The sequence below is a fragment of the Nonomuraea sp. NPDC051941 genome (assembly GCF_044593615.1).
In genome coordinates this window covers 695082-714199 of sequence record NZ_JBIUCF010000001.1, presented here as the reverse complement: position 1 = coordinate 714199, position 19118 = coordinate 695082, and the positions used below count along the sequence as shown (strand labels likewise).

Genomic DNA, 19118 nt, shown 5'->3' with positions numbered 1-19118 from the left:
ATGCCATCAGATCACGACAGAATTCCCGGCCGGGCTAGCGCAGGACCTTGCGGAAGAACGTGGCAGAAGCCTCGTAGCCCAGCGCGTGGTAGAACTCGGGCGCGCGCCGCGTGGCCATCGCCACGTAGCCCGCCTCCCGCGTGCGAGCCCACCGCTCGAACTCCTCCAGCAGGGCCCGGCCGATCCCCTGCCGGCGCGCCCCGGAGCCGACCATGGCCTCCTCGACCCAGGCCACCGGCCCGTTGGCGAACAGGGTCAGATGCACGAACCCCAGCAGGTAGCCCTGCACGCGCCCGCCCACGACGGCCGCGAGCAGCAGGGCGTCCTCGTTCGCCAGCAGCTCGGGCAGGGCGGCGTCGAAGGCCCCGCGCTCCGGTCTGAACGTCAGACCGAACTCGCGCGCCAGCGCGAACACCTCGTCCGCGTCCGCCTTCTCCGCCCTCCTGATGAGAAGATCGTCAGCCGTCATGACTGACGACACTAGATCGTCCGAGGTCGCGGACGCAAACTCCCTCGATTCGCCCCGCCGGAAACGCTCGGCCGGAAACGGTCAGAGGTCGCCCAGGCCGAGCTGCCGGGCGATGAGCATGCGCTGGACCTCGCTCGTGCCCTCACCGATCTCCAGCACCTTGGCGTCGCGGTAGAAGCGCCCCACGGGGAACTCGTTCATGAACCCGTACCCGCCGAACACCTGCGTGGCGTCCCGCGCGTTGTCCATGGCCGCGTTCGACGAGACCAGCTTGGCGATCGCGGCCTCCTTCTTGAACGGCGCCCCGGCCAGCATCTTCTCGGCCGCGTGGTAGTAGGCCAGGCGGGCGGTGTGGGCGCGGGCCTCCATGTCGGCGATCTTGAACTGGATGGCCTGGTAGTGGCCGATCGGGTGGCCGAACGCCTTCCGGTCCCTGACGTACTTGAGGCTTTCGTCCACGCACCCCTGGGCCAGTCCCACGCTGAGCGCGGCGATCGCGATGCGGCCCTCGTCGAGGGTCTGCAGGAACTGGGCGTAGCCGCGGCCGCGCTCGCCCAGCAGGTTCGCGGCGGGGACGCGGCAGTCGCTGAAGGACAGCTCGCGGGTGTCGGAGGCGTTCCAGCCGACCTTGGAGTACTTCTTCGACACCGTGAACCCGGGCGTGCCGCTCGGCACGAGGATCGTGGAGATCTCCCGCTCGCCGGTGAGCGCGGCCACGCCGACGACGGCTGTGATGTCGGTGCCGGAGTTCGTGATGAAGGCCTTCGTCCCGTTGATCACCCATTCGGCCCCGTCCAGCACGGCGGTGGTGCGCATCCCGCCAGGCACGTCGGACCCGCCGCCCGGCTCCGTCAGGCCGAACGCGCCCAGGGCCGAGCCCGAGGTCAGCTTGGGCAGCCAGTGCTCGCGCTGCTCGGCGTCGCCGAACCGGTAGATCGGCATCGCGCCCAGCGACACCGCGGCCTCCAGGGTGATCGCCACGCTGGAGTCGACGCGGGCCAGCTCCTCCAGCGCCACGCACAGGGCGAAGTAGTCGCCGCCCATGCCGCCGTACTCCTCCGGGAACGGCAGACCGAACAGCCCCATGGCGCCCATCTGCCGGACGATGTCGTACGGGAACTCCTCCCGTTCGTAGTAGTCGCCGATCACCGGCGCGACCACCTCGCGGGCGAACGACTCGACGGTCTTGCGCAGCTCTTCGTACTCGTCCTTGAGCATGGTCAGCCTTTCGACAGCGCCTGTACGACGCGGGAGGGGCTGGGCCGGCCGAGCAGCTCCGCCAGCCAGGTGCTGGTGGACACGAGCTTGCCCAGGTCGAGCCCGGTCTCGATGCCGAGCCCGCGCAACATCCAGACCAGGTCTTCGGTCGCGAGGTTGCCGGTGGCGGACTCGGCGTAGGGGCAACCGCCGATGCCGCCCGTGGAGGCGTCGATCGTGGTCACACCCGCTCTCAACGCGGCCAGGGTGTTGCCGAGCGCCTGGCCGTAGGTGTCGTGGAAGTGCACGGCGAGCCGCTCGGGGCGGCGGAACGCCTTGATCAGCGCGGTCACGTGCCCGGGCGTGCCGACCCCGATGGTGTCGCCGAGCGACAGCTCGTGGCAGCCGAGCCCGAGCAGCCGCTCCCCGACCGAGACGACCTGCGTGATCGGCGTCGGCCCCTCCCAGGGGTCGCCGAAGCACATCGACACGTACGCGCGCACCCGCACGCCGTTGTCCAGCGCCCTGGCCACGACCGGCTCGAACATCTCGAACTGGCTCTCCAGGCTGCGGTTGAGGTTCTTGGCGGCGAACGTCTCGGTGGCGCTGGCGAAGATGGCGATCTCGTCCACGCCGCGTTCCAGGGCCCGGTCGAGGCCGCGCAGGTTGGGGACGAGGACCGGGTAGCGCACGCCGGGCTTCCTGCGCAGCCGGGCCAGCAACTCGTCGGCGTCGGCGAGCTGCGGCACCCACTTCGGGTGCACGAAACTGGTCGCCTCGATCACCTTGTGCCCGGCGTCCGCGAGGCGGTCGATGAACTCGGCCTTCACCTCGACGGGCACGATCGAGGACTCGTTCTGCAGGCCGTCGCGCGGGCCGACCTCGTAGATCGTGACCTGCTGCGGCAGCCCTTCCATGGGGTACGGCATCACGCCTCCTCGCTCACGACGGCCAGCACCGCGTCCATGTCGACCGGCTGGCCCGCCTGGACGGCCAGCTCGGAGACCACGCCGTCGCGCGGGGCGGTGACCGTGTGCTCCATCTTCATGGCCTCCACGATCACCAGCGGCTGGCCTTCGGTGACCCGGTCGCCAGCCTGGGCCTTGACCACCAGGACGGTGCCGGGCATGGGGCTCCTGACGACGCCGTCGCCCGTGGCCGCCGCGCCGGGCCGGTCGCCGGGGTCGCCGATGAGGTGCCGGGTGAGCGCCCACGCCGCGCCGTCCTTGCCGAGCCAGAGCGTGTCGGCGTGGCGTACGCGCAGGTAGTGCTCGGTACGGCCGCCGATCGTGACGGTCAGCTCCCCGTCGCCGAGCCGGATGCGCGCGGGCACGATCTCATCGTTTATCCGGACTTCGGCGGATTCTTCGGGCAGGCCGCGGACCTGGACCGCGTGCACCCCGTCCCTCGACTCCAGCCGCCACGTCGTCCAGGCCCGCTCGCCCACCCGCCAGCCGTCCGTGACCTCCCACGGGTCGTCGCCCCGGGGCAGAGCGTGGAAGGCGAGCGCCGCCGCCGCGAGCACCTCGGCGGGCACGTCCGCGGACGGGAGCAGCTCGGGGAGCACGCGCTCGACCAGCCCGGTGTCCAGCTCGCCCGCCTTGACGGCCGGATGCCCGGCGAGGGCCCGCAGGAACGGGATGTTGGTGACCACGCCGAGGACGGCCGTGCGGGCCAGGCCGCGGTCGAGCGTCCTGAGCGCCGAGGCCCGGTCCGGCGCCCAGGCGACGACCTTGGAGAGCATCGGGTCGAACTCGCTGCCGACGACGCCGCCCTCGACCAGCCCGGAGTCCACCCGTACGACGGGCGCGGGACCGCCCGGGACGCCGCCGTCCGGCTCGCGCAACGCCAGCACGCGGCCGCCCGTCGGCAGGAAGCCGCGGGCCGGGTCCTCGGCGTAGACGCGGGCCTCGACGGCGTGCCCGTCGATCCGCACGTCGTCCTGCCCGAACGGCAGCGGCTCCCCCGCCGCCACCCGCAGTTGCAGCTCGACCAGGTCGAGCCCGGTCACCAGCTCGGTGACGGGGTGCTCCACCTGCAGGCGGGTGTTCATCTCCATGAAGTGGTAGGAGCCGGTGGTCCCGTCCACGATGAACTCGACCGTGCCCGCCCCCACGTAGCCCACCGAGCGCGCGGCCTCCACCGCGGCCGAGCCCATGCGGGCGCGGGTCTCGGGGCCGACGAAGGGCGAGGGTGCCTCTTCGATGATCTTCTGGTGCCTGCGCTGCAGGCTGCACTCGCGCTCGCCCAGGTGCACGACGTTGCCGTGGGTGTCGGCCAGGACCTGCAGCTCGATGTGGCGGGGGCTCTCGACGTACCGCTCGATGAGCAGGGTCGCGTCGCCGAACGCCGCCCGCGCCGTGCGCCGGGCCGACTCCAGGGCGTCGGGCAGCTCGGCGGCCGACCGTACGAGCACCATGCCCTTGCCGCCGCCGCCCGCGGAGGGCTTGATCAGCGCGGGGAAGTCGCGCCAGGTCTCCAGCGAGTCGCCGGGCTCGGCCCCGCCGGGCACGACGGGCACCCCGGCCGCCGACACCGTGGCCTTGGCGCGGATCTTGTCGCCCATGGCGTCGATGGCCTCGGGCGGCGGGCCGACGAACACCAGCCCGGCCTGCGCGCACCGCCGCGCGAACGCGGCGTTCTCGGCGAGGAACCCGTATCCGGGGTGGACGGCCTGCGCCCCGGACGCCAGCGCCGCCCCGACAATTGCCTCAATATCCAGATATTTCGGCACTTGGTGGGAGAGGTCGGCCTCCAGCACGTGCCGGGCTCCGGCGTCCGACGCCGTGTGCACGGCCACCGACGTGATGCCGAGCCGGCGCAGCGTGCGGATGACCCGTACGGCGATCTCGCCCCTGTTGGCGATCAGAACACGGTCGAACAACATGCGTCACATCCGGAAGACGCCGTAACCGGCGGGCTCGAGCGGGGCGTTGGCCGCCGCGGACAGCGCCAGGCCGAGGACGGTGCGGGTGTCGAGCGGGTCGATCACGCCGTCGTCCCACAGCCTGGCCGTGGAGTAGTACGGGTTGCCCTGGTGCTCGTACTGGGCCCTGATCGCGTCGGCGTCGGCGGTGCCGACCGTGGTGAGCACGTTCGCGGCCTGCTCGCCGCCCATGACCGAGATGCGGGCGTTCGGCCACATCCACAGGAACCTGGGCGAGTACGCCCGTCCGGCCATCGCGTAGTTCCCCGCCCCGAAGGACCCGCCGATCACGACGGTGAACTTGGGCACCCGCGCGCACGACACGGCGGTGACCATCTTGGCGCCGTGCTTGGCGATGCCGCCCGCCTCGTAGGCCTTGCCGACCATGAAGCCGCTGATGTTCTGCAGGAAGACGAGCGGGATCCGGCGCTGGTCGCACAGCTCGATGAAGTGGGCGCCCTTCATGGCGGACTCGCTGAACAGGATGCCGTTGTTCGCCACGATCCCCACCGGATGGCCGTGGAGGTGGGCGAACCCGGTCACGAGGGTCGAGCCGTACTCGGCCTTGAACTCCAGGAAGCGCGACCCGTCCACGATCCTGGCGATCACCTCGTGCACGTCGTACGGCTGGCGCGTGTCGGCGGGCACGATCCCGTACAGGTCGCGCGGGTCGTGCCGGGGCGGCTCTGGCGCGATCGTGTCCCAGGGCCGCGCGGCCGAGCTCCGGCGCGGCGCCAGGGTGGAGACGATGTCGCGGACGATGGCCAGCGCGTGCGCGTCGTCCTCGGCCAGGTGGTCGGTGACGCCGCTGACCCGCGCGTGCAGGTCGCCGCCGCCCAGCTCCTCGGCCGTGACCTCCTCGCCGGTGGCCGCCTTCACCAGCGGCGGGCCGCCCAGGAAGATCGTGCCCTGGCCGCGCACGATGACGGCCTCGTCGCTCATCGCGGGCACGTACGCGCCGCCCGCCGTGCACGAGCCGAGCACGGCGGCGATCTGCGGGATGCCGCGGGCGGACATGGTGGCCTGGTTGTAGAAGATGCGGCCGAAGTGCTCGCGGTCGGGGAACACCTCGTCCTGCCTGGGCAGGAACGCGCCGCCCGAGTCGACGAGGTAGACGCACGGCAGGTGGTTGTGCAGGGCCACCTCCTGCGCGCGCAGGTGCTTCTTGACCGTGATCGGGTAGTACGTGCCGCCCTTCACGGTGGCGTCGTTGGCGACGATCACGCACTCGCGGCCGGAGACCCGGCCGACCCCGGTGATGATCCCCGCGGCGGGCGCCTGGTCGTCGTAGAGGCCGTTCGCGGCCAGCGGCGACAGCTCCAGGAAGCGGGAGCCGGGGTCGAGCAAGCCGTCGACGCGGTCGCGCGGCAGCAGCTTGCCGCGCTCGACGTGGCGCAGGCGCGAGCGCTCGGGGCCGCCCCGGGCGGCGACCTCCAGCCGCTCCAGCAGCTCGGCCGCCAACCGCTCGTTGAGCTCGACGTTGCGCTTGAACGCCTCGCCGCCGGGATCGGCGGACGACTTCAGCACCGGCCACTCGCTCATGACGCCCCTCTCATAGCACGAGATGTTAGTCATCATTAACGTAGTCGTCTAGCATGTGAGACGTGACCACTACCGCCCCTACCCGGAATCGCCGCAACAGGCGCGGGGAGATCCTGGAGGCGGCGGCCCGGCTGTTCGCCGCGCGCGGTTTCCACGGCGTCTCGATCGAGGACATCGGCGCCGCGGTCGGCGTCTCGGGCCCCGCGCTCTACCGGCACTTCAGCGGCAAGGACGCGCTGCTGTCGGAGATGCTGCTCGATGTCAGCTCGCGGCTGCGCGAGTCGGCCGCCGCGGTGGTCACCTCGTACCCCGATCCCCAGGAGACGCTGGACGCGCTGCTCAACGTGCAGATCACGTTCGCTCTCGAGCAGCCGGCGCTGATCACCGTGCACGACCGGGAGCTGGGCAACGTGCCAGAGCCCGAGCGGCGCCAGATCAGGCGGCTGCAGCGGCTCTACGTCGAGGAGTGGGTCACCGTGCTGGCCGAGCTGCACCCGGAGTGCCCGGCGGCGCGGCTGCGGGCCGCGACGCACGCCGTGTTCGGGCTGCTCAACTCCACGCCGCACAGCGCGGGTGAGCTGGGCGCGGGGGACATGCGGCCGCTGCTGCACGCCATGGCGCGCGCGGCCGTCACCGCCGCTGTTAGCGCTCGCTAACTTTCAGGGATCTGCCCGAAATGGCCTTCCCGTGCCAACTATCTAGATATATCGTAAAGATATCTCGATAGTTGGAGGTAATCATGGAAGAGCCCGACTTCTGGGATGCCCCGCACCCCCACCACCCGTTCCCCCCGCACCCACCCGGTCCACCGCCGGGTCGGCCGCCCGGTCCACCGCCCGGTCCACCGCCGGGGCCGGGCGGCTTCGGCCCGCCGTTCGCGCCGCCCCCGCCCGGGCCCCACTTCGGCACCGTGGTCCACTGGGAGACGCCGCCTCCGCGGGTGCGCCGCGGCGACGTACGGGCCGCCCTGCTGGCGCTGCTCCTCGAAGGGCCGCAGAACGGCTACCAGATGATCCAGGGCATCGAGGAGCGCAGCCACGGCGTCTGGCGGCCCAGCCCCGGCTCCGTCTATCCGGCGCTGCAGCAGCTCGAGGACGAGGGCCTGGTGTCCGGCGACGAGTCCGGCGGGAGCCGTACGTACCGGCTGACGGAGGAGGGCCGCGGCCAGGCGGCCAGGTACGCCGACGAGGCGCCGTGGGACGAGGTCGCCCGCACGGCCGTGCCGCCGGACCACCAGGAGCTGCGCCTGCTCTGGGCCCAGCTCAACGAGGCGTTCTCCCACCTGGTCCGCACGGCCGACGAGCGTCAGATCGCGGCGGCCAAGGAGCTGATCAAGAAGACGCGCAAGTCCATGTTCCAGATCCTGGCGGAGGGCTGAGATGGCGGCGGACGCGGCTGTCGCCGTGCGCGGCCTGCGGAAGACGTACGGGAAGGTCGAGGCGGTCAAGGGCGTCGACTTCGAGGTGCGCCCGGGCGAGGTGTTCGGCTTCCTCGGCCCGAACGGCGCCGGCAAGACCACCACCATCAGCATGCTCTGCACACTGGTGAACCCCACCGGCGGCAGCGCCACCGTGGCGGGCCACGACGTGGTCAGGGATCGTGACGAGGTCCGCAGGAACATCGGCCTCGTCTTCCAGGACCCCACCCTCGACGGCTACCTGAGCGCCGAGCAGAACCTGCGCTTCCACGCCGAGCTGTACGGCGTGCCCAAGAGCATGGTCGGCGACCGGATCCGGCAGGTCATGGAGATGGTCGCGCTGTGGGACCGCAAGGACGCCAAGGTGATGACGTTCTCGGGCGGCATGAAGCGGCGGCTGGAGATCGCCCGCGGCCTGCTGCACTCCCCGCGCGTGCTCTTCCTCGACGAGCCCACCGTGGGGCTCGACCCGCAGACCCGCTCGGCCATCTGGGGCTACATCAACCAGCTGCGGCTCCTGGAGGACATCACCATCTTCATGACCACGCACTACATGGACGAGGCCGAGTACTGCGACCGCATCGCGATCATCGACCACGGCGAGGTCGTCGTCATCGACTCGCCCGAGGCGCTGAAGGCCAGCGTCGGCAAGGACCGGGTGCAGATCCAGACCCCCGACGACGCGGAGGCGATCAAGGCGCTGCGGGAGCGGTTCGGGCTGGAGGCGGCCGTGCGCGAGGGCGCGGTGACGTTCGCGGTGGCCTCGGGCGAGGAGTTCGTGCCGAGGCTGTTCGCCGAGCTCGGCATGCCGATCAAATCGGTGAGCGTGTCACGGCCGTCCCTGGACGACGTGTTCATGTCCTACACCGGCTCCACGATCCGCGACGCCGAGGCCGGCGACGGCAACATGGCGTTCATGAGAGCGATGGCGAGGCGATAGTCATGGCGACAGAGGCCATCAGCGTCCGCGTGCCGGTCCGCAGCGCCGGTCACGACCTGCGGGCGATCAAGGTCGTGCTCCACCGGGAGATGCTGCGCTTCGTCAACGACCGCACCCGCATGGCGTCCATGCTGGTGCAGCCCGTGCTCTGGCTGTTCGTCATGGGCACGGGGCTCGGGTCGCTGGTGCGGGGGGCGATCCCCGGGATCGACTACCGCACGTTCATGTACCCCGGCATGATCTCGATGACCGTGATCATGACCGGGATGTTCTCGGCCGGGTCCATCGTGTGGGACCGCGAGTTCGGCTTCCTCAGGGAGATGCTGGTCGCGCCCGTCTCGCGCGGGGCGATCGTGGTCGGCAAGTGCCTGGGCGGCGCCATCGTGGCCACCGGGCAGGGCATCCTCATCCTGGCCATGGCGGGGCTGGTGGGGGTCCCCTACTCGCCCGCGCTCTTCGTGACGCTGCTGGCGGAGATGTTCCTCGCGGCGTTCACGATCACGGCCTTCGGGGTGATGCTGGCCGCCCGGATGAAGAACATGCAGACCTTCTTCGGTCTGATGCAGATGGCGATCATGCCCATGATGTTCCTGTCGGGGGCGATGTTCCCGCTGGCCAACCTGCCGTCGTGGCTGCACGTGCTGACCGTGGTCAACCCGATGACGTACGCGGTGGACCCGCTGCGCCAGGCGGTCTTCTCGCACCTGGACGTGCCGGCGCAGGTCGACGCGGTGTTGAACCCCGGGGTCCGGTGGTTCGACTTCCAGGTGCCGGTGATGCTCGAACTCGGCCTCGTGGCGGCCCTGGGGCTGGCGCTGCTGGGGGTGGGGATCGCGGAGTTCAGGCGGGCGGAGTAGACGGAACGAGGCCCGGGGCGGCGTGCCCCGGGCCTCGGCCTCGCATCAGATCAACGCCGCGTCAGATCAGCGCTTGACTCGGACGTAGTCCGAGCCGCTGGTGGCGCCGTAGGTGTCGTCGTCACCGCCGAACACGAACCGCCAGCGGCCCGAGTTCCAGCCCTTGACCTTGGTGTAGAGCCCGCCGCCGTCGTTCGACCAGGCCGTCTTCACGTACTGCCACTTCTTCGAGCCCGCGGGCTTGAAGAACAGCGCGACCTTGCCCGAGTAGCCCTCCCAGGAGCCCTCGTCGAAGACCTGCAGGCGGCCCTTGAACTTCAGGTACTTGCCGCGCTTGACCGGCTCGGGGTACGCGTTGAACTTGATCAGCCGCGTGTCCGCCTTGGACGCCGTAGGAGGCGGCGCAGGCTCGTTGACCTTGACCCAGTCGGCGTCGCTGACCGAGCCGCGGATGCCGCGGGTGCCGCCGTACTCGGCCCGCCACCAGCCTGAGGTCTCCGCGGGAGCAGAGGCCCAGAAGCGGCCGTCGCGGCCGGTCACGTCACTGGTGACGTACTCCCACCTGGACGAGCCGTCGGCCTTGAAGAAGATCGAGACCCGCTCGCCGGCCACGCCGCCGCGGTCCTCGACCAGCAGGGCGCCGCTGAACGTGAGCCGGTCACCCTTGTCCACGGGCTCCGGGCGGGCATCGAAGCCGGCGATCCTGCTGCTCAGGACGCCGCGCCTGACGTCGACCCGGTCGGTGTCGCTGACCGAGCCCTTGGCCGCGGAGGTGGCCGCGAACTCGGCCCGCCACCAGCCCGTCTCGTCGGCCCGCACGGTGGCGCTGAACCAGCCGTTGCCACCGGTCGTCACCTTGGTGACGTGGCGGTAGGCGTCGGTGCCGCGCTCGCGGAAGGTGATGGCGACGCTCTGGCCGCCGTACCCCTTGCCGTCGGCGAGGAGCTGGCCGGAGACCTTGATCAGGTCACCCTTGTCCACGGAGTCGGGGCTGGCGTCGAAGTCGACGATCTTGGTGTCGAGGACCTTCTTGACCGAGACCTCGAACGTGCCGCCGCGGGAGGCGCCGCCGGCGACGGCGAGCCAGCTCCACGTGCCGACGTTCGTGGAGTCGAAGGACCTGGTGCCGGACCACTTCGTCCAGTCGCCGTCCTTGGTGGACGTCAGGTCGACGGGCTTGCCGACGCTGATGTCGCCCGGGGGCTTGAGCTGGAGCTCGGCCTTGTCGGCCCCCTTGGTGGCGAAGCTGAACGTGGCCGTGGCCGCGCCATTGGTGACGTCGATCGGAGAATTGGGACTGATCCCGACTCGGGTGATGACGGGATCCGCGGCCGCCGTCGCAGCGGAGGGAGCCATGACCAGGGCTCCGGCTCCGAGCGCTATGGCAAGGGCGGCCACACGAATGCGTTGTAACATGCGGGTTCCTTCCAGAGACCCAACGGTTCAACGCGGCATTGAGGGTGCCACGTGTGTCAATTAAGTAGACGTACGCGCCGACCGGAAGGTTTAGGAATCTGACAAACCGTTATATGCCGGTGTCAAACGGACCGGTCCACAACATGTCAGCCACGTCCGGCAGACGTCGGCGCCGATGAAAGACATAATCGAGGTGTGGCGCGCGACACAGTTGAGACTCATTTCACCCAGGCGGTTGCGACGCTGAAGGCGGGCCCCGCGCGAGATCCGGGGCTGCCGGTCCGCGAGGGCAGCTCGCTGACCGGCGAGCAGTGCATGACGCTGTTCCAGCGTCAGCTCGACAGCCGCCTGCTGGACATCGCGGCCCGCTGGCTGCGCGAGCGGGACGAGGGCTACTACACGATCGGCTCCGCCGGCCACGAGGGCAACGCGGCCGTCGCCGCCGCCCTGCGGCCCACCGACCCCGCCCTGCTCCACTACCGCTCCGGCGCGTTCTACCTGACCAGGTCCGAGCAGGCGGGCAGGCTGCCCGAGCAGGGCATCCGCGACGTGCTGATGGGCCTGGCCGCGGCGGCCGACGAGCCGATCGCGGGCGGCCGGCACAAGGTGTTCGGCCATCCCGACCTGGCCGTCATCCCCCAGACCTCCACGATCGCCAGCCACCTGCCCAGGTCCGTCGGCGTGGCGTTCGCCATCGAGCGGGCCGCGGCGGCGATCGGCGAGCAGGCCCGCTGGCCCGCCGACGCGGTCGCGGTGTGCAGCTTCGGGGACGCCTCGATCAACCACGCGAGCGCCCTGAGCGGCTTCAACACCGCCTCCTACGCCACCTACCAGGGCCAGGCGATGCCGCTGCTGCTCGTGTGCGAGGACAACGGCATCGGCATCAGCGTCCGCACGCCCAAGGGCTGGGTGGAGTCGGCCCTGCGCCGCCCCGGGATCGAATACTTCGCCGCCGACGGCTGCGACCTCGCCGCGGCGTACGACGCCGCCGTCAGCGCGGTCCGGCACGTCCGCGAGCGCCGCTCCCCCGCCTTCCTCCACCTGACCACCGTGCGGCTCATGGGGCACGCCGGCTCCGACGTCGAGCAGGCGTACCGCACGCAGCGCGAGATCAGGGCCGACCTGGACCGCGATCCGCTGGTGCGCACGGCGCAGCTGCTCGTGGAGGCCGGGCAGAGCACGCCGGAAGAGCTGCTCAGGACGTACGAGTCCCAGCGCGAGCACGTGCTGCGGATCGCGCTGGAGACGACGCGCAGCCCGCGGCTCGGCTCCGCCAAGGAGGTCATGGAGCCGATCGCCCCGCGCAAGCCGGAGCTGATCGCCAAGATCAGCCCGATGGCGGCCCCGGCCCCGGACCGGGAGAAGGCGTTCGCCGGGGCGCTGCCCGAGCACGACAAGCCGATGACGCTCTCGCAGGCCATCAACCGCACGCTCGCCGACACACTGGCCGTCTACCCCGAGATGACCGTGTTCGGCGAGGACGTCGCCAAGAAGGGCGGCGTCTACGGCGTGACCAGGGGGCTGCAGAAGCGGTTCGGCGCCGCCCGGGTGTTCGACACGTTGCTGGACGAGCAGGCCATCCTGGGGCTGGCGCTCGGCGCCGGCGTGTCGGGGCTGCTGCCCGTGCCGGAGATCCAGTACCTCGCCTACCTGCACAACGCGCTCGACCAGATCCGGGGGGAGGCGGCCACGCTGTCGTTCTTCTCGCGCGGCTCCTACACCAACCCGATGGTGGTCCGGGTGGCCGGGTACGCCTACCAGAAGGGGTTCGGCGGCCACTTCCACAACGACAACGCCGTGGGCGCGCTGCGCGACATCCCCGGCCTGGTCATCGCCTCGCCCGCGCGCCCCGACGACGCGGCCGCCATGCTGCGCACGTGCCTGGCGGCGGCCCGCACGTCCGGGTCGGTGTGCGTGTTCCTGGAGCCGATCGCGCTCTACCACACGCGCGACCTGTTCGAGGAGGGCGACGGGGGCTGGCTGGCGCCGTACGCGGCGCCCGGGCGCTGGCCGGAGACGCACGTGCCGATCGGGCAGGCGCGCTCCTACGGCGACGGGCGCGACCTGACGATCGTGACGTTCGGCAACGGCGTGCGGATGAGCCTGCGGGCCGCGGTGCGGCTGACCCAGGAGGGGTACGGCTGCCGCGTGCTCGACCTGCGCTGGCTGGCGCCGCTCCCGATGGACGACCTGCTGCGGGCGGCCGAGCTGACCGGCAACGTGCTGATCGCCGACGAGACCCGGCACACCGGCGGCGTGTCGGAGGGGATCATGGCGGAGCTGGCCGACGCCGGGTTCACCGGAAAGCTCGCGCGGGTGACCTCGTCCGACAGCTTCATCCCCCTGGGCGGGGCGGCCGAGCACGTGCTGCTGTCGGAGGCGGAGATCGAGCAGGCGGCGCGCAAGCTCCTGGGGTGAGCGCCGCGGGCTACGGGTTCGAGCGGGCGACGGCGCCCCTGATGCACGTGGGCTTCGACCAGGCGACCGTCGAGCTCTCCGAGACGCGCAGCAGGACGCCCACCAGGAAGCAGTAGCCGGTGCTCGGGTCCAGTCCCGCGACGCGGGTCGTGGTGGCGCCCTGGCCCAGGGCGGTGACGGCCTGCTCGCCCCTCTTGAGCGGGGAACGCTGGAGGACCACCGGGTAGCGGCGGGCGGCCGCGGGGAGCGTCCACTTCAGCTCGACGAGGGCGCCCTGGTCGGCGGTCACCTTCAGGCCGCGCGGGGTCAGCGCGGCCACGGACTGCTTGTCGATGGCCTCGGTGTCCCGGGTGCCCGGCTCGGACGCCGAGGGCTGGGTGGTCTGTGATGGCTCGTTCTGCTGGAGCGACAGGTAGACGGCCGCGCTCGTGCCGCCCACGACGACGGCCGCAACGGCGGCGCCGATCACGAGGCCCCGTGGCAGGCGCCCCCCTCCGCCCGGCGCGGTCGTCCCGCCCCGCCCCGGCGGAGTGGTGGCCGAGGCGATCGCGGGTGGTGTGGGCGCGCCCGGATGCCCGCCCCCAGGGATGCCGGCGATTCCCGGCCCGTGCCGGCCGGTGGCGTGCATGCCGCCGGTGCCCGCCGCCCGCGCTTCCGGCGCGAACGGTGACGGCTGCGCCTCCGGCGCGAAGGGCGACGGCCGCGCCTCGGGGGCGAACGGCGACGGCCCGCCGGTGCCGCCGGGCAGGTGGTTGCCGGTGGTCGGGAGATGGCTGCCCGTGGACGGCAGGTGGTTGCCCGTGGTCGGGAGCTGGGGGCTCCCCGGGGGCTGAGGGCTCCCCGTGTGCTGAGGGCTCCCCGGGGGCTGGGGTTCGCCGGTGGGCGGGTCGTCGAGGCGGGGGCGGGGCACCGTGGACATCGCCGGTCCCGGGCCGGGGTCCTGGCCCACCAGGTCGGTCACCGGCAGGCCCAGCTCGGCCTGCACCTCCTGCAGCCGCCGGGCGAGCTCCCGCGCCGACCCGTACCGCACCTCGGGCTGCTTGGACATCGCCCGCATGACCGTCTCGAGGACCGGCGGCGGCACGTCGGAGCGGTTGATCGGGGGCGGCTCGACGCTGAGCACCCGGTACATCAGGGGCGCGATCGACGGGTCCGTCGGGTTGTGGAAGGCGGGCTGGCCGGCCAGCAGGTGGTAGAGGGTCGAGCCGAGCGAGTAGATGTCGGTCGAGGCCGAGTGCGGCTGGCCGGTGAGCACCTCGGGGGCGGCGTGCAGCGGGGTGAACGCCTGCGACGTGGCCGAGATCTCCGAGGAGTCCACGACCCGGGCCACGCCGAAGTCGGCGATGGCGGGCTCGCCGTACCGGGAGACGAGGATGTTCTGCGGCTTGATGTCGCCGTGCAGGACCCCGGCCTCGTGTACGGCGGCCAGCGCCCCGGCCAGCTTCACCCCGGCCCGCAGCACGTCGGGCACCGGCAGCGGCCCCTCCTTGCGGACCCTGTCGCGCAGCGAGCCGTTCTCGAAGTAGTCCATCGCGATGTACGGCTTGCCGGAGCGGGTGACGCCGGTGTCGAAGACGGTGACGACGTTGGGGTGGCCGGTCAGGCGGCCGGTGAGCTGCAGCTCGCGCTGGAACCTGCGCATCGTGCGCTGGTCGACCCGGTCGACGGACAGCACCTTGAGCGCCACGACCCGGTCGAGGCGCTCCTGGTAGGCGCGGTACACGACGGCGAAGCCGCCCTGGCCCGCCTGATCGAGTACCCGGTAGCCGGGCGCGTCCTCGACTGGCAGCACGGCACTCCCCCCTGTTGCAGGCGAGTTTAGTGCGAATTTTGGGGGTTAGAGCGGATTCATGAGGTACGCGCCGAAGGCCGCGGACGCGACCGACACCAGCAGGAAGAGGAACACGTAGAACCCGCCGGGCAGGAACGTCAGCCTGGCCAGCTGGTCAGCGTCGGAGTCTCGCGCCTGCCGCCTGCTCCGCTTGCGCTGCAGCTCGATGATCGGCCTGATCCCGCCGAACAGCAGGAACCAGACCGCGACCAGGGCGACGACCTGCTGGACCTCGGCGGGCGCGTACATGATCAGGGCGAACACGGCGCCGCCGGTGGCGAGCAGGATCAGCGCGCCGTACAGGTTGCGGATCAGCAGCAGCATGCAGACCAGGAACAGCAGCACGCTCCAGATCAGCAGCGTGATGTGCCCCATCTCGGTCAGCCAGGCGGCGCCCAGCCCCAGCAGCGGAGGCGCCACATAGCCGGCGAGCGCGGTCAGCACCATGCCAAGCCCGGTGGGCCTGCCCCTGGTCAGCGTCACGCCGGAGGTGTCGGAGTGGAGGCGGATGCCTTCGAGTTTGCGCCGGGTGACCAGCGCCATCAGCGCGTGGCCGCCCTCGTGGGCGATCGTGATCAGGCCTCTGGTCACCTGCCAGGGCATGCGGAAGCCGACGAGCACGAACGCGGCGAGAGCCGAGACCCCCACGACCCAGGGGTCGGGGTCAGGCTGAACCTTGATCAGGTGGGCCCAGAGCTGTTCCATCGAGGAGAAACCCTATCCAGGTAGAGTCTCCTGCGTGGCCACAGAACAAGATTCTGACGCCCGGATTCCGGACTGGTGGCGCGGGCTCGGGTTGCCCGGCCTGATCGACCTGCACGTCCACTTCCTGCCGGAGCGGATGGAGCGGCGGGTGTGGCACCACTTCAGGCACGGCGGCCCGCTGATGGGGAACGGCTGGAAGATCGAGTACGAGTGGCCGGCGGAGGAGCGGGTCGCGCTGCTGCGGGCCATGGGCGTGCGCACGTTCCCCGCTCTCGCCTACGCGCACAAGCCGGACATGGCGCTCGATCTCAACGCCTGGACGCTGGATTTCGCCCGCCGTACACCTGGATGCCTCCCTTCGGCGACCTTCTACCCCGAGCCTGGCGTCGTGGAGTACGTGCGCCGCGCTCTGGAGGACGGGGCCAGGATCTTCAAGGTGCATCTCCAGGTCGGCGGGTTCGACCCGCGGGCCGCCGAGCTGGACGAGGTCTGGGGGCTGCTGGCGGAGGCCGGGGTGCCGGTGGTGACGCACGCCAGTTCGGTGCCCGTGCCGGGCGGGCACATCGGCCCCGGGCCGATCGGCGAGGTGCTGCGCAGGCATCCGCGGCTGCGGGTGGTGATCGCGCATCTGGGGATGCCGGAGTACGACCCGTTCTTCGAGCTGGCCGCCCGCTACGAGCGGGTCGCGCTGGACACCACGATGGCGTTCACCGACTTCGCCGAGCTGGGCATGCCGTTCCCCCCGCGGCTGCGGCCGGCATTGCTTGATCTGGGCATTTCAGGCAAGGTGGTGCTCGGTAGTGACTTCCCGACGATTCCATATCCTTATGCCCATCAGCTCGACGCGCTCGCCCGGCTCGACCTGGGCGATGCCTGGTTGCGGGCGGTGTGCTGGGGCAACGCAGCGGCCATGATCTGATAGAGGAGTGAACGATCGGCACGTCGCGCTCATCGGCGCTTTCTACGACGCTCTGGGGCGCGCGGACTTCGCGGCCATGGAGCGCTGCTACCACCCCGAGATCAGCTTCGGCGATCCGATCTTCCAGGAGGTCGAGGGGCGTGACCGCGTGATGACGATGTGGCGGCTGCAGCTCGGCGTGCGCGACGGCCTCAGATCCACCTACGGCGACGTGACGGCCGACGACTTCACCGGCACCGCGCACTGGACGTCCCGCTACACCTTCTCCAGGACCGGGCGCCAGGTCGTCAACGAGATCGACGCGCTGTTCAGGTTCGAGGGCGACCTGATCGTCCGCCACCACGACGAATTCGACTTCAGGCGCTGGTCGAAGATGGCGCTGGGCAGGCCGCACGGGCTGCTGTTCGGCTGGACGCCGATGTGGCGCAAGACCATCAGAGACCGCGCCACGCAACGGCTCGACGAGCTCTCTTAGGTCCAGGGAGGGCCATGGCCAGGGTGAAGGGGTTCAGGCGCAGCGGCGACGTCCACGAGGAAGCGCCCGAGCACTCGATGGACCCGCGTGCCACGGAGGAGCGGCCCTACCGGCCGACCGTCATCGACAACGCCATCTACCGCGACGGCAGGCGCGTCGACACCCCCGGCTCTCTGGCCGACGCCTTCGAGCGGCTCAAGGAGATGCCGGACAGCATGGCCTGGATCGGCCTCTACCGGCCGAAGGAGTGGGAGCTGGTCAAGCTCGGCGAGGAGTTCGAGCTGCACGAGCTGGCGCTGGAGGACGCGATCGTCGGCTCCCAGCGACCCAAGGCCGACCGCTACGGCGACACGCTGTTCGTGGTGCTGCGGGCCGCGCGCTACCTGGACGACGTGGAGGAGGTCGCGTTCGGGGAGGTGCACGTCTTCATCGGCCCCAACTTCGTGATCACCGTACGCCATGCCGAGGCCCCCGACCTCCAGGCCGTCCGCAAGCGCATGGAGTCCGAGCCCGAGCTGCTGCGGCAGGGCCCGCAGGCCGTCCTGTACGCCATCCTCGACGCTGTGGTCGACGGCTATGCCCCGGTGGTGGCCGGGCTGCAGAAGGACATCGAGGAGATCGAGGTCCAGGTCTTCGGCGGCGACCCGTCGGTGTCGCGGCGGGTCTACGAGCTGTCCGGCGAGGTGATCGAGTTCCAGCGGGCGACGGCGCCGCTGGTGGGCATGCTCCACGCGTTCATCGCTGGGGCCTCCAAGCACGGGATGAACGACGAGCTGCAGAGCTACCTGCGTGACGTGGCCGACCACGCGATCACGGTGTCGGAGCGGATCTCCGCGTTCCGGCAGATGCTGCAGGACATCCTGGTCGTCAACTCGACGCTGGTGACGCAGGCGCAGAACGCGGAGATGGCCCGGATGACGGAGGCGAGCATCCAGCAGGGCGAGGAGGTCAAGAAGATCTCCGCCTGGGCCGCCATCCTGTTCGCTCCGACATTGGTCGGAACCATTTACGGGATGAATTTCGATTTCATGCCGGAAACGCACTGGGCATTCGGGTACCCATTCGCGATCGTGCTGATGGCGGCCGTCTGTCTGACCCTTTATCTCGTCTTCAAACGCCGCGACTGGCTCTGAGCGTCACCACGTGGCCCCGATCACGATCCCGACCACGATCAGGGCCACCAGGGTGACGCGGATGGCGGCGGACACCTCACGATCCTCAGGTGTCCAGCCCCACGTGCGCTTCCAGCCGCTCGAGCCGCTGGACGAGGGGCTGCAGCTCCTGGCGGACGGCGGCGGACAGCATCGCCTGGACGGCGGCGGGCCGGCCCTGGTCTCCCTGGGCCTCGGCGTCCTGCTGCGTCTGCGCCCGCAGGTGGACGTACCCGGCCAGGGCCGCCACCACGGCGCGCCTGGTGAGCCTGGGCTCGGCGCCCAGCCCGCGCAGGACCTGGCCGGCGGTCCCGTCGGGCTCGGCGACGAGGCCGAGCAGGAGGTGCTCGCAGCCCACGTAGTTGTGGCCGAGTGAGGTCGCCTCCGTGACGGCGAACTCCAGCGCGTTGGCCGCCGCCCCGCTGAAGTTGCGCGGCTCCGAGCCGCCGGCCGCGCCGGGGGCGGGCTGGTGGCGGGCGAGGTCGCGGCCGACCTGCTCGTGGTCGATCTCCACGGCCCGCAGGACGTGCAGCGCCAGGTTGGTCCCCTCGCTCAGCATGGCGCCCAGCAGGTGCTCGGTGCCGACGGCTGCGGCTCCTTCCGCCCTGGCCTGGTCGGCGGCCAGTTTGAGGACGGTGCGCGTCCTGGGCGTCAGGTGCCTCAGCGCCCCGGTCGGCTCTTCGAGGTCGAGGTCGCTCAGGACGGTCTCCCTGATGGCGGTCACCCGGCGGACCGCCTGCTCCAGCGCGCGCTGGCACACCGCCGACACCGGCACCCCGGCCTGCTTGACCGCTTCCGCGAGTTCGTCCGGCAGGTAGACGTTAATCTTTGGCATACCCCTACGATAACCCCCAT

The 19118-nt window shown here is 71.0% G+C and carries 17 protein-coding genes; 8 read left to right on the top strand and 9 right to left on the bottom strand.

All coding sequences use genetic code 11. The annotated features are described in order from the left end of the window. Window positions 1-34: 34 nt before the first annotated feature. The 5 genes from ACIHFD_RS03265 to ACIHFD_RS03245 form a co-directional block, all read right to left on the bottom strand. Window positions 35-469, bottom strand: a complete 435-nt coding sequence (locus ACIHFD_RS03265; protein ID WP_350722284.1) for a GNAT family N-acetyltransferase — start codon at window positions 467-469, stop codon at window positions 35-37. Window positions 470-550: 81 nt separating this feature from the next. Next, window positions 551-1687, bottom strand: a complete 1137-nt coding sequence (locus ACIHFD_RS03260; RefSeq protein WP_397365347.1) for an acyl-CoA dehydrogenase family protein — start codon at window positions 1685-1687, stop codon at window positions 551-553. 2 nt (window positions 1688-1689) lie between these two features. Continuing rightward, a complete protein-coding gene (locus ACIHFD_RS03255; RefSeq protein ID WP_397365346.1) occupies window positions 1690-2595 on the bottom strand; it encodes a hydroxymethylglutaryl-CoA lyase in 906 nt (301 codons plus the stop codon). Then, a complete protein-coding gene (locus tag ACIHFD_RS03250) occupies window positions 2595-4553 on the bottom strand; it encodes an acetyl/propionyl/methylcrotonyl-CoA carboxylase subunit alpha (RefSeq protein ID WP_397365345.1) in 1959 nt (652 codons plus the stop codon). Before ACIHFD_RS03250 ends, ACIHFD_RS03255 begins: the two co-directional genes overlap by 1 nt. Before the next feature lie 3 nt (window positions 4554-4556). Continuing rightward, entirely contained in the window at window positions 4557-6134 is a 1578-nt protein-coding gene (locus ACIHFD_RS03245) for a carboxyl transferase domain-containing protein (protein ID WP_397365344.1), read from the bottom strand. 62 nt (window positions 6135-6196) lie between these two features. On the opposite strand from ACIHFD_RS03245, the gene ACIHFD_RS03240 reads away from it, so the two are divergent. The 4 genes from ACIHFD_RS03240 to ACIHFD_RS03225 all read left to right on the top strand — a co-directional run bounded on the left by ACIHFD_RS03240 (window position 6197) and on the right by ACIHFD_RS03225 (window position 9348). Further along, entirely contained in the window at window positions 6197-6790 is a 594-nt protein-coding gene (locus ACIHFD_RS03240) for a TetR/AcrR family transcriptional regulator (protein WP_397365343.1), read from the top strand. A gap of 83 nt (window positions 6791-6873) precedes the next feature. After that, window positions 6874-7512: a PadR family transcriptional regulator gene (locus tag ACIHFD_RS03235; protein WP_397365342.1), complete on the top strand. Its 639-nt coding sequence runs from the start codon at window positions 6874-6876 to the stop codon at window positions 7510-7512. A gap of 1 nt (window position 7513) precedes the next feature. Then, window positions 7514-8491, top strand: a complete 978-nt coding sequence (locus tag ACIHFD_RS03230; RefSeq protein ID WP_350722294.1) for an ATP-binding cassette domain-containing protein — start codon at window positions 7514-7516, stop codon at window positions 8489-8491. Between the two features lie 2 nt (window positions 8492-8493). After that, entirely contained in the window at window positions 8494-9348 is an 855-nt protein-coding gene (locus tag ACIHFD_RS03225) for an ABC transporter permease (RefSeq protein ID WP_350722296.1), read from the top strand. A 66-nt stretch (window positions 9349-9414) separates the two neighbouring features. Here ACIHFD_RS03225 and ACIHFD_RS03220 read toward each other — a convergent pair whose 3' ends face one another. Further along, on the bottom strand, window positions 9415-10764 hold the full coding sequence (locus ACIHFD_RS03220) for a hypothetical protein (protein WP_397365341.1): 1350 nt from the start codon (window positions 10762-10764) through the stop codon (window positions 9415-9417). 195 nt (window positions 10765-10959) lie between these two features. Between ACIHFD_RS03220 and ACIHFD_RS03215 the strand changes: the two genes are divergently transcribed. After that, on the top strand, window positions 10960-13182 hold the full coding sequence (locus ACIHFD_RS03215) for a thiamine pyrophosphate-dependent enzyme (RefSeq protein WP_397365340.1): 2223 nt from the start codon (window positions 10960-10962) through the stop codon (window positions 13180-13182). 10 nt (window positions 13183-13192) lie between these two features. Here the strand turns inward: ACIHFD_RS03215 and ACIHFD_RS03210 are convergent, their stop codons facing one another. Further along, the gene (locus ACIHFD_RS03210) at window positions 13193-14974 is read right to left on the bottom strand and encodes a protein kinase (RefSeq protein ID WP_397365339.1); all 1782 of its coding nucleotides are present in this window, start codon (window positions 14972-14974) and stop codon (window positions 13193-13195) included. Window positions 14975-15019: 45 nt separating this feature from the next. Then, window positions 15020-15718, bottom strand: coding sequence for a M50 family metallopeptidase (locus ACIHFD_RS03205; protein ID WP_397365338.1), 699 nt, complete (start codon window positions 15716-15718; stop codon window positions 15020-15022). A gap of 34 nt (window positions 15719-15752) precedes the next feature. On the opposite strand from ACIHFD_RS03205, the gene ACIHFD_RS03200 reads away from it, so the two are divergent. The 3 genes from ACIHFD_RS03200 to corA are packed head-to-tail and all read left to right on the top strand — an operon-like array spanning window position 15753 to window position 18245. Then, on the top strand, window positions 15753-16637 hold the full coding sequence (locus ACIHFD_RS03200) for an amidohydrolase family protein (protein WP_397365337.1): 885 nt from the start codon (window positions 15753-15755) through the stop codon (window positions 16635-16637). Between the two features lie 7 nt (window positions 16638-16644). Continuing rightward, window positions 16645-17112 (top strand): nuclear transport factor 2 family protein, encoded by a 468-nt coding sequence (locus ACIHFD_RS03195; protein WP_397365336.1) that lies wholly within the window; start codon window positions 16645-16647, stop codon window positions 17110-17112. A gap of 14 nt (window positions 17113-17126) precedes the next feature. Next, a complete protein-coding gene (gene corA, locus ACIHFD_RS03190; protein ID WP_397365335.1) occupies window positions 17127-18245 on the top strand; it encodes a magnesium/cobalt transporter CorA in 1119 nt (372 codons plus the stop codon). 85 nt (window positions 18246-18330) lie between these two features. Here the strand turns inward: corA and ACIHFD_RS03185 are convergent, their stop codons facing one another. Next, window positions 18331-19098, bottom strand: coding sequence for a Clp protease N-terminal domain-containing protein (locus ACIHFD_RS03185; protein ID WP_397365334.1), 768 nt, complete (start codon window positions 19096-19098; stop codon window positions 18331-18333). Between the last annotated feature and the right edge of the window lie 20 nt (window positions 19099-19118).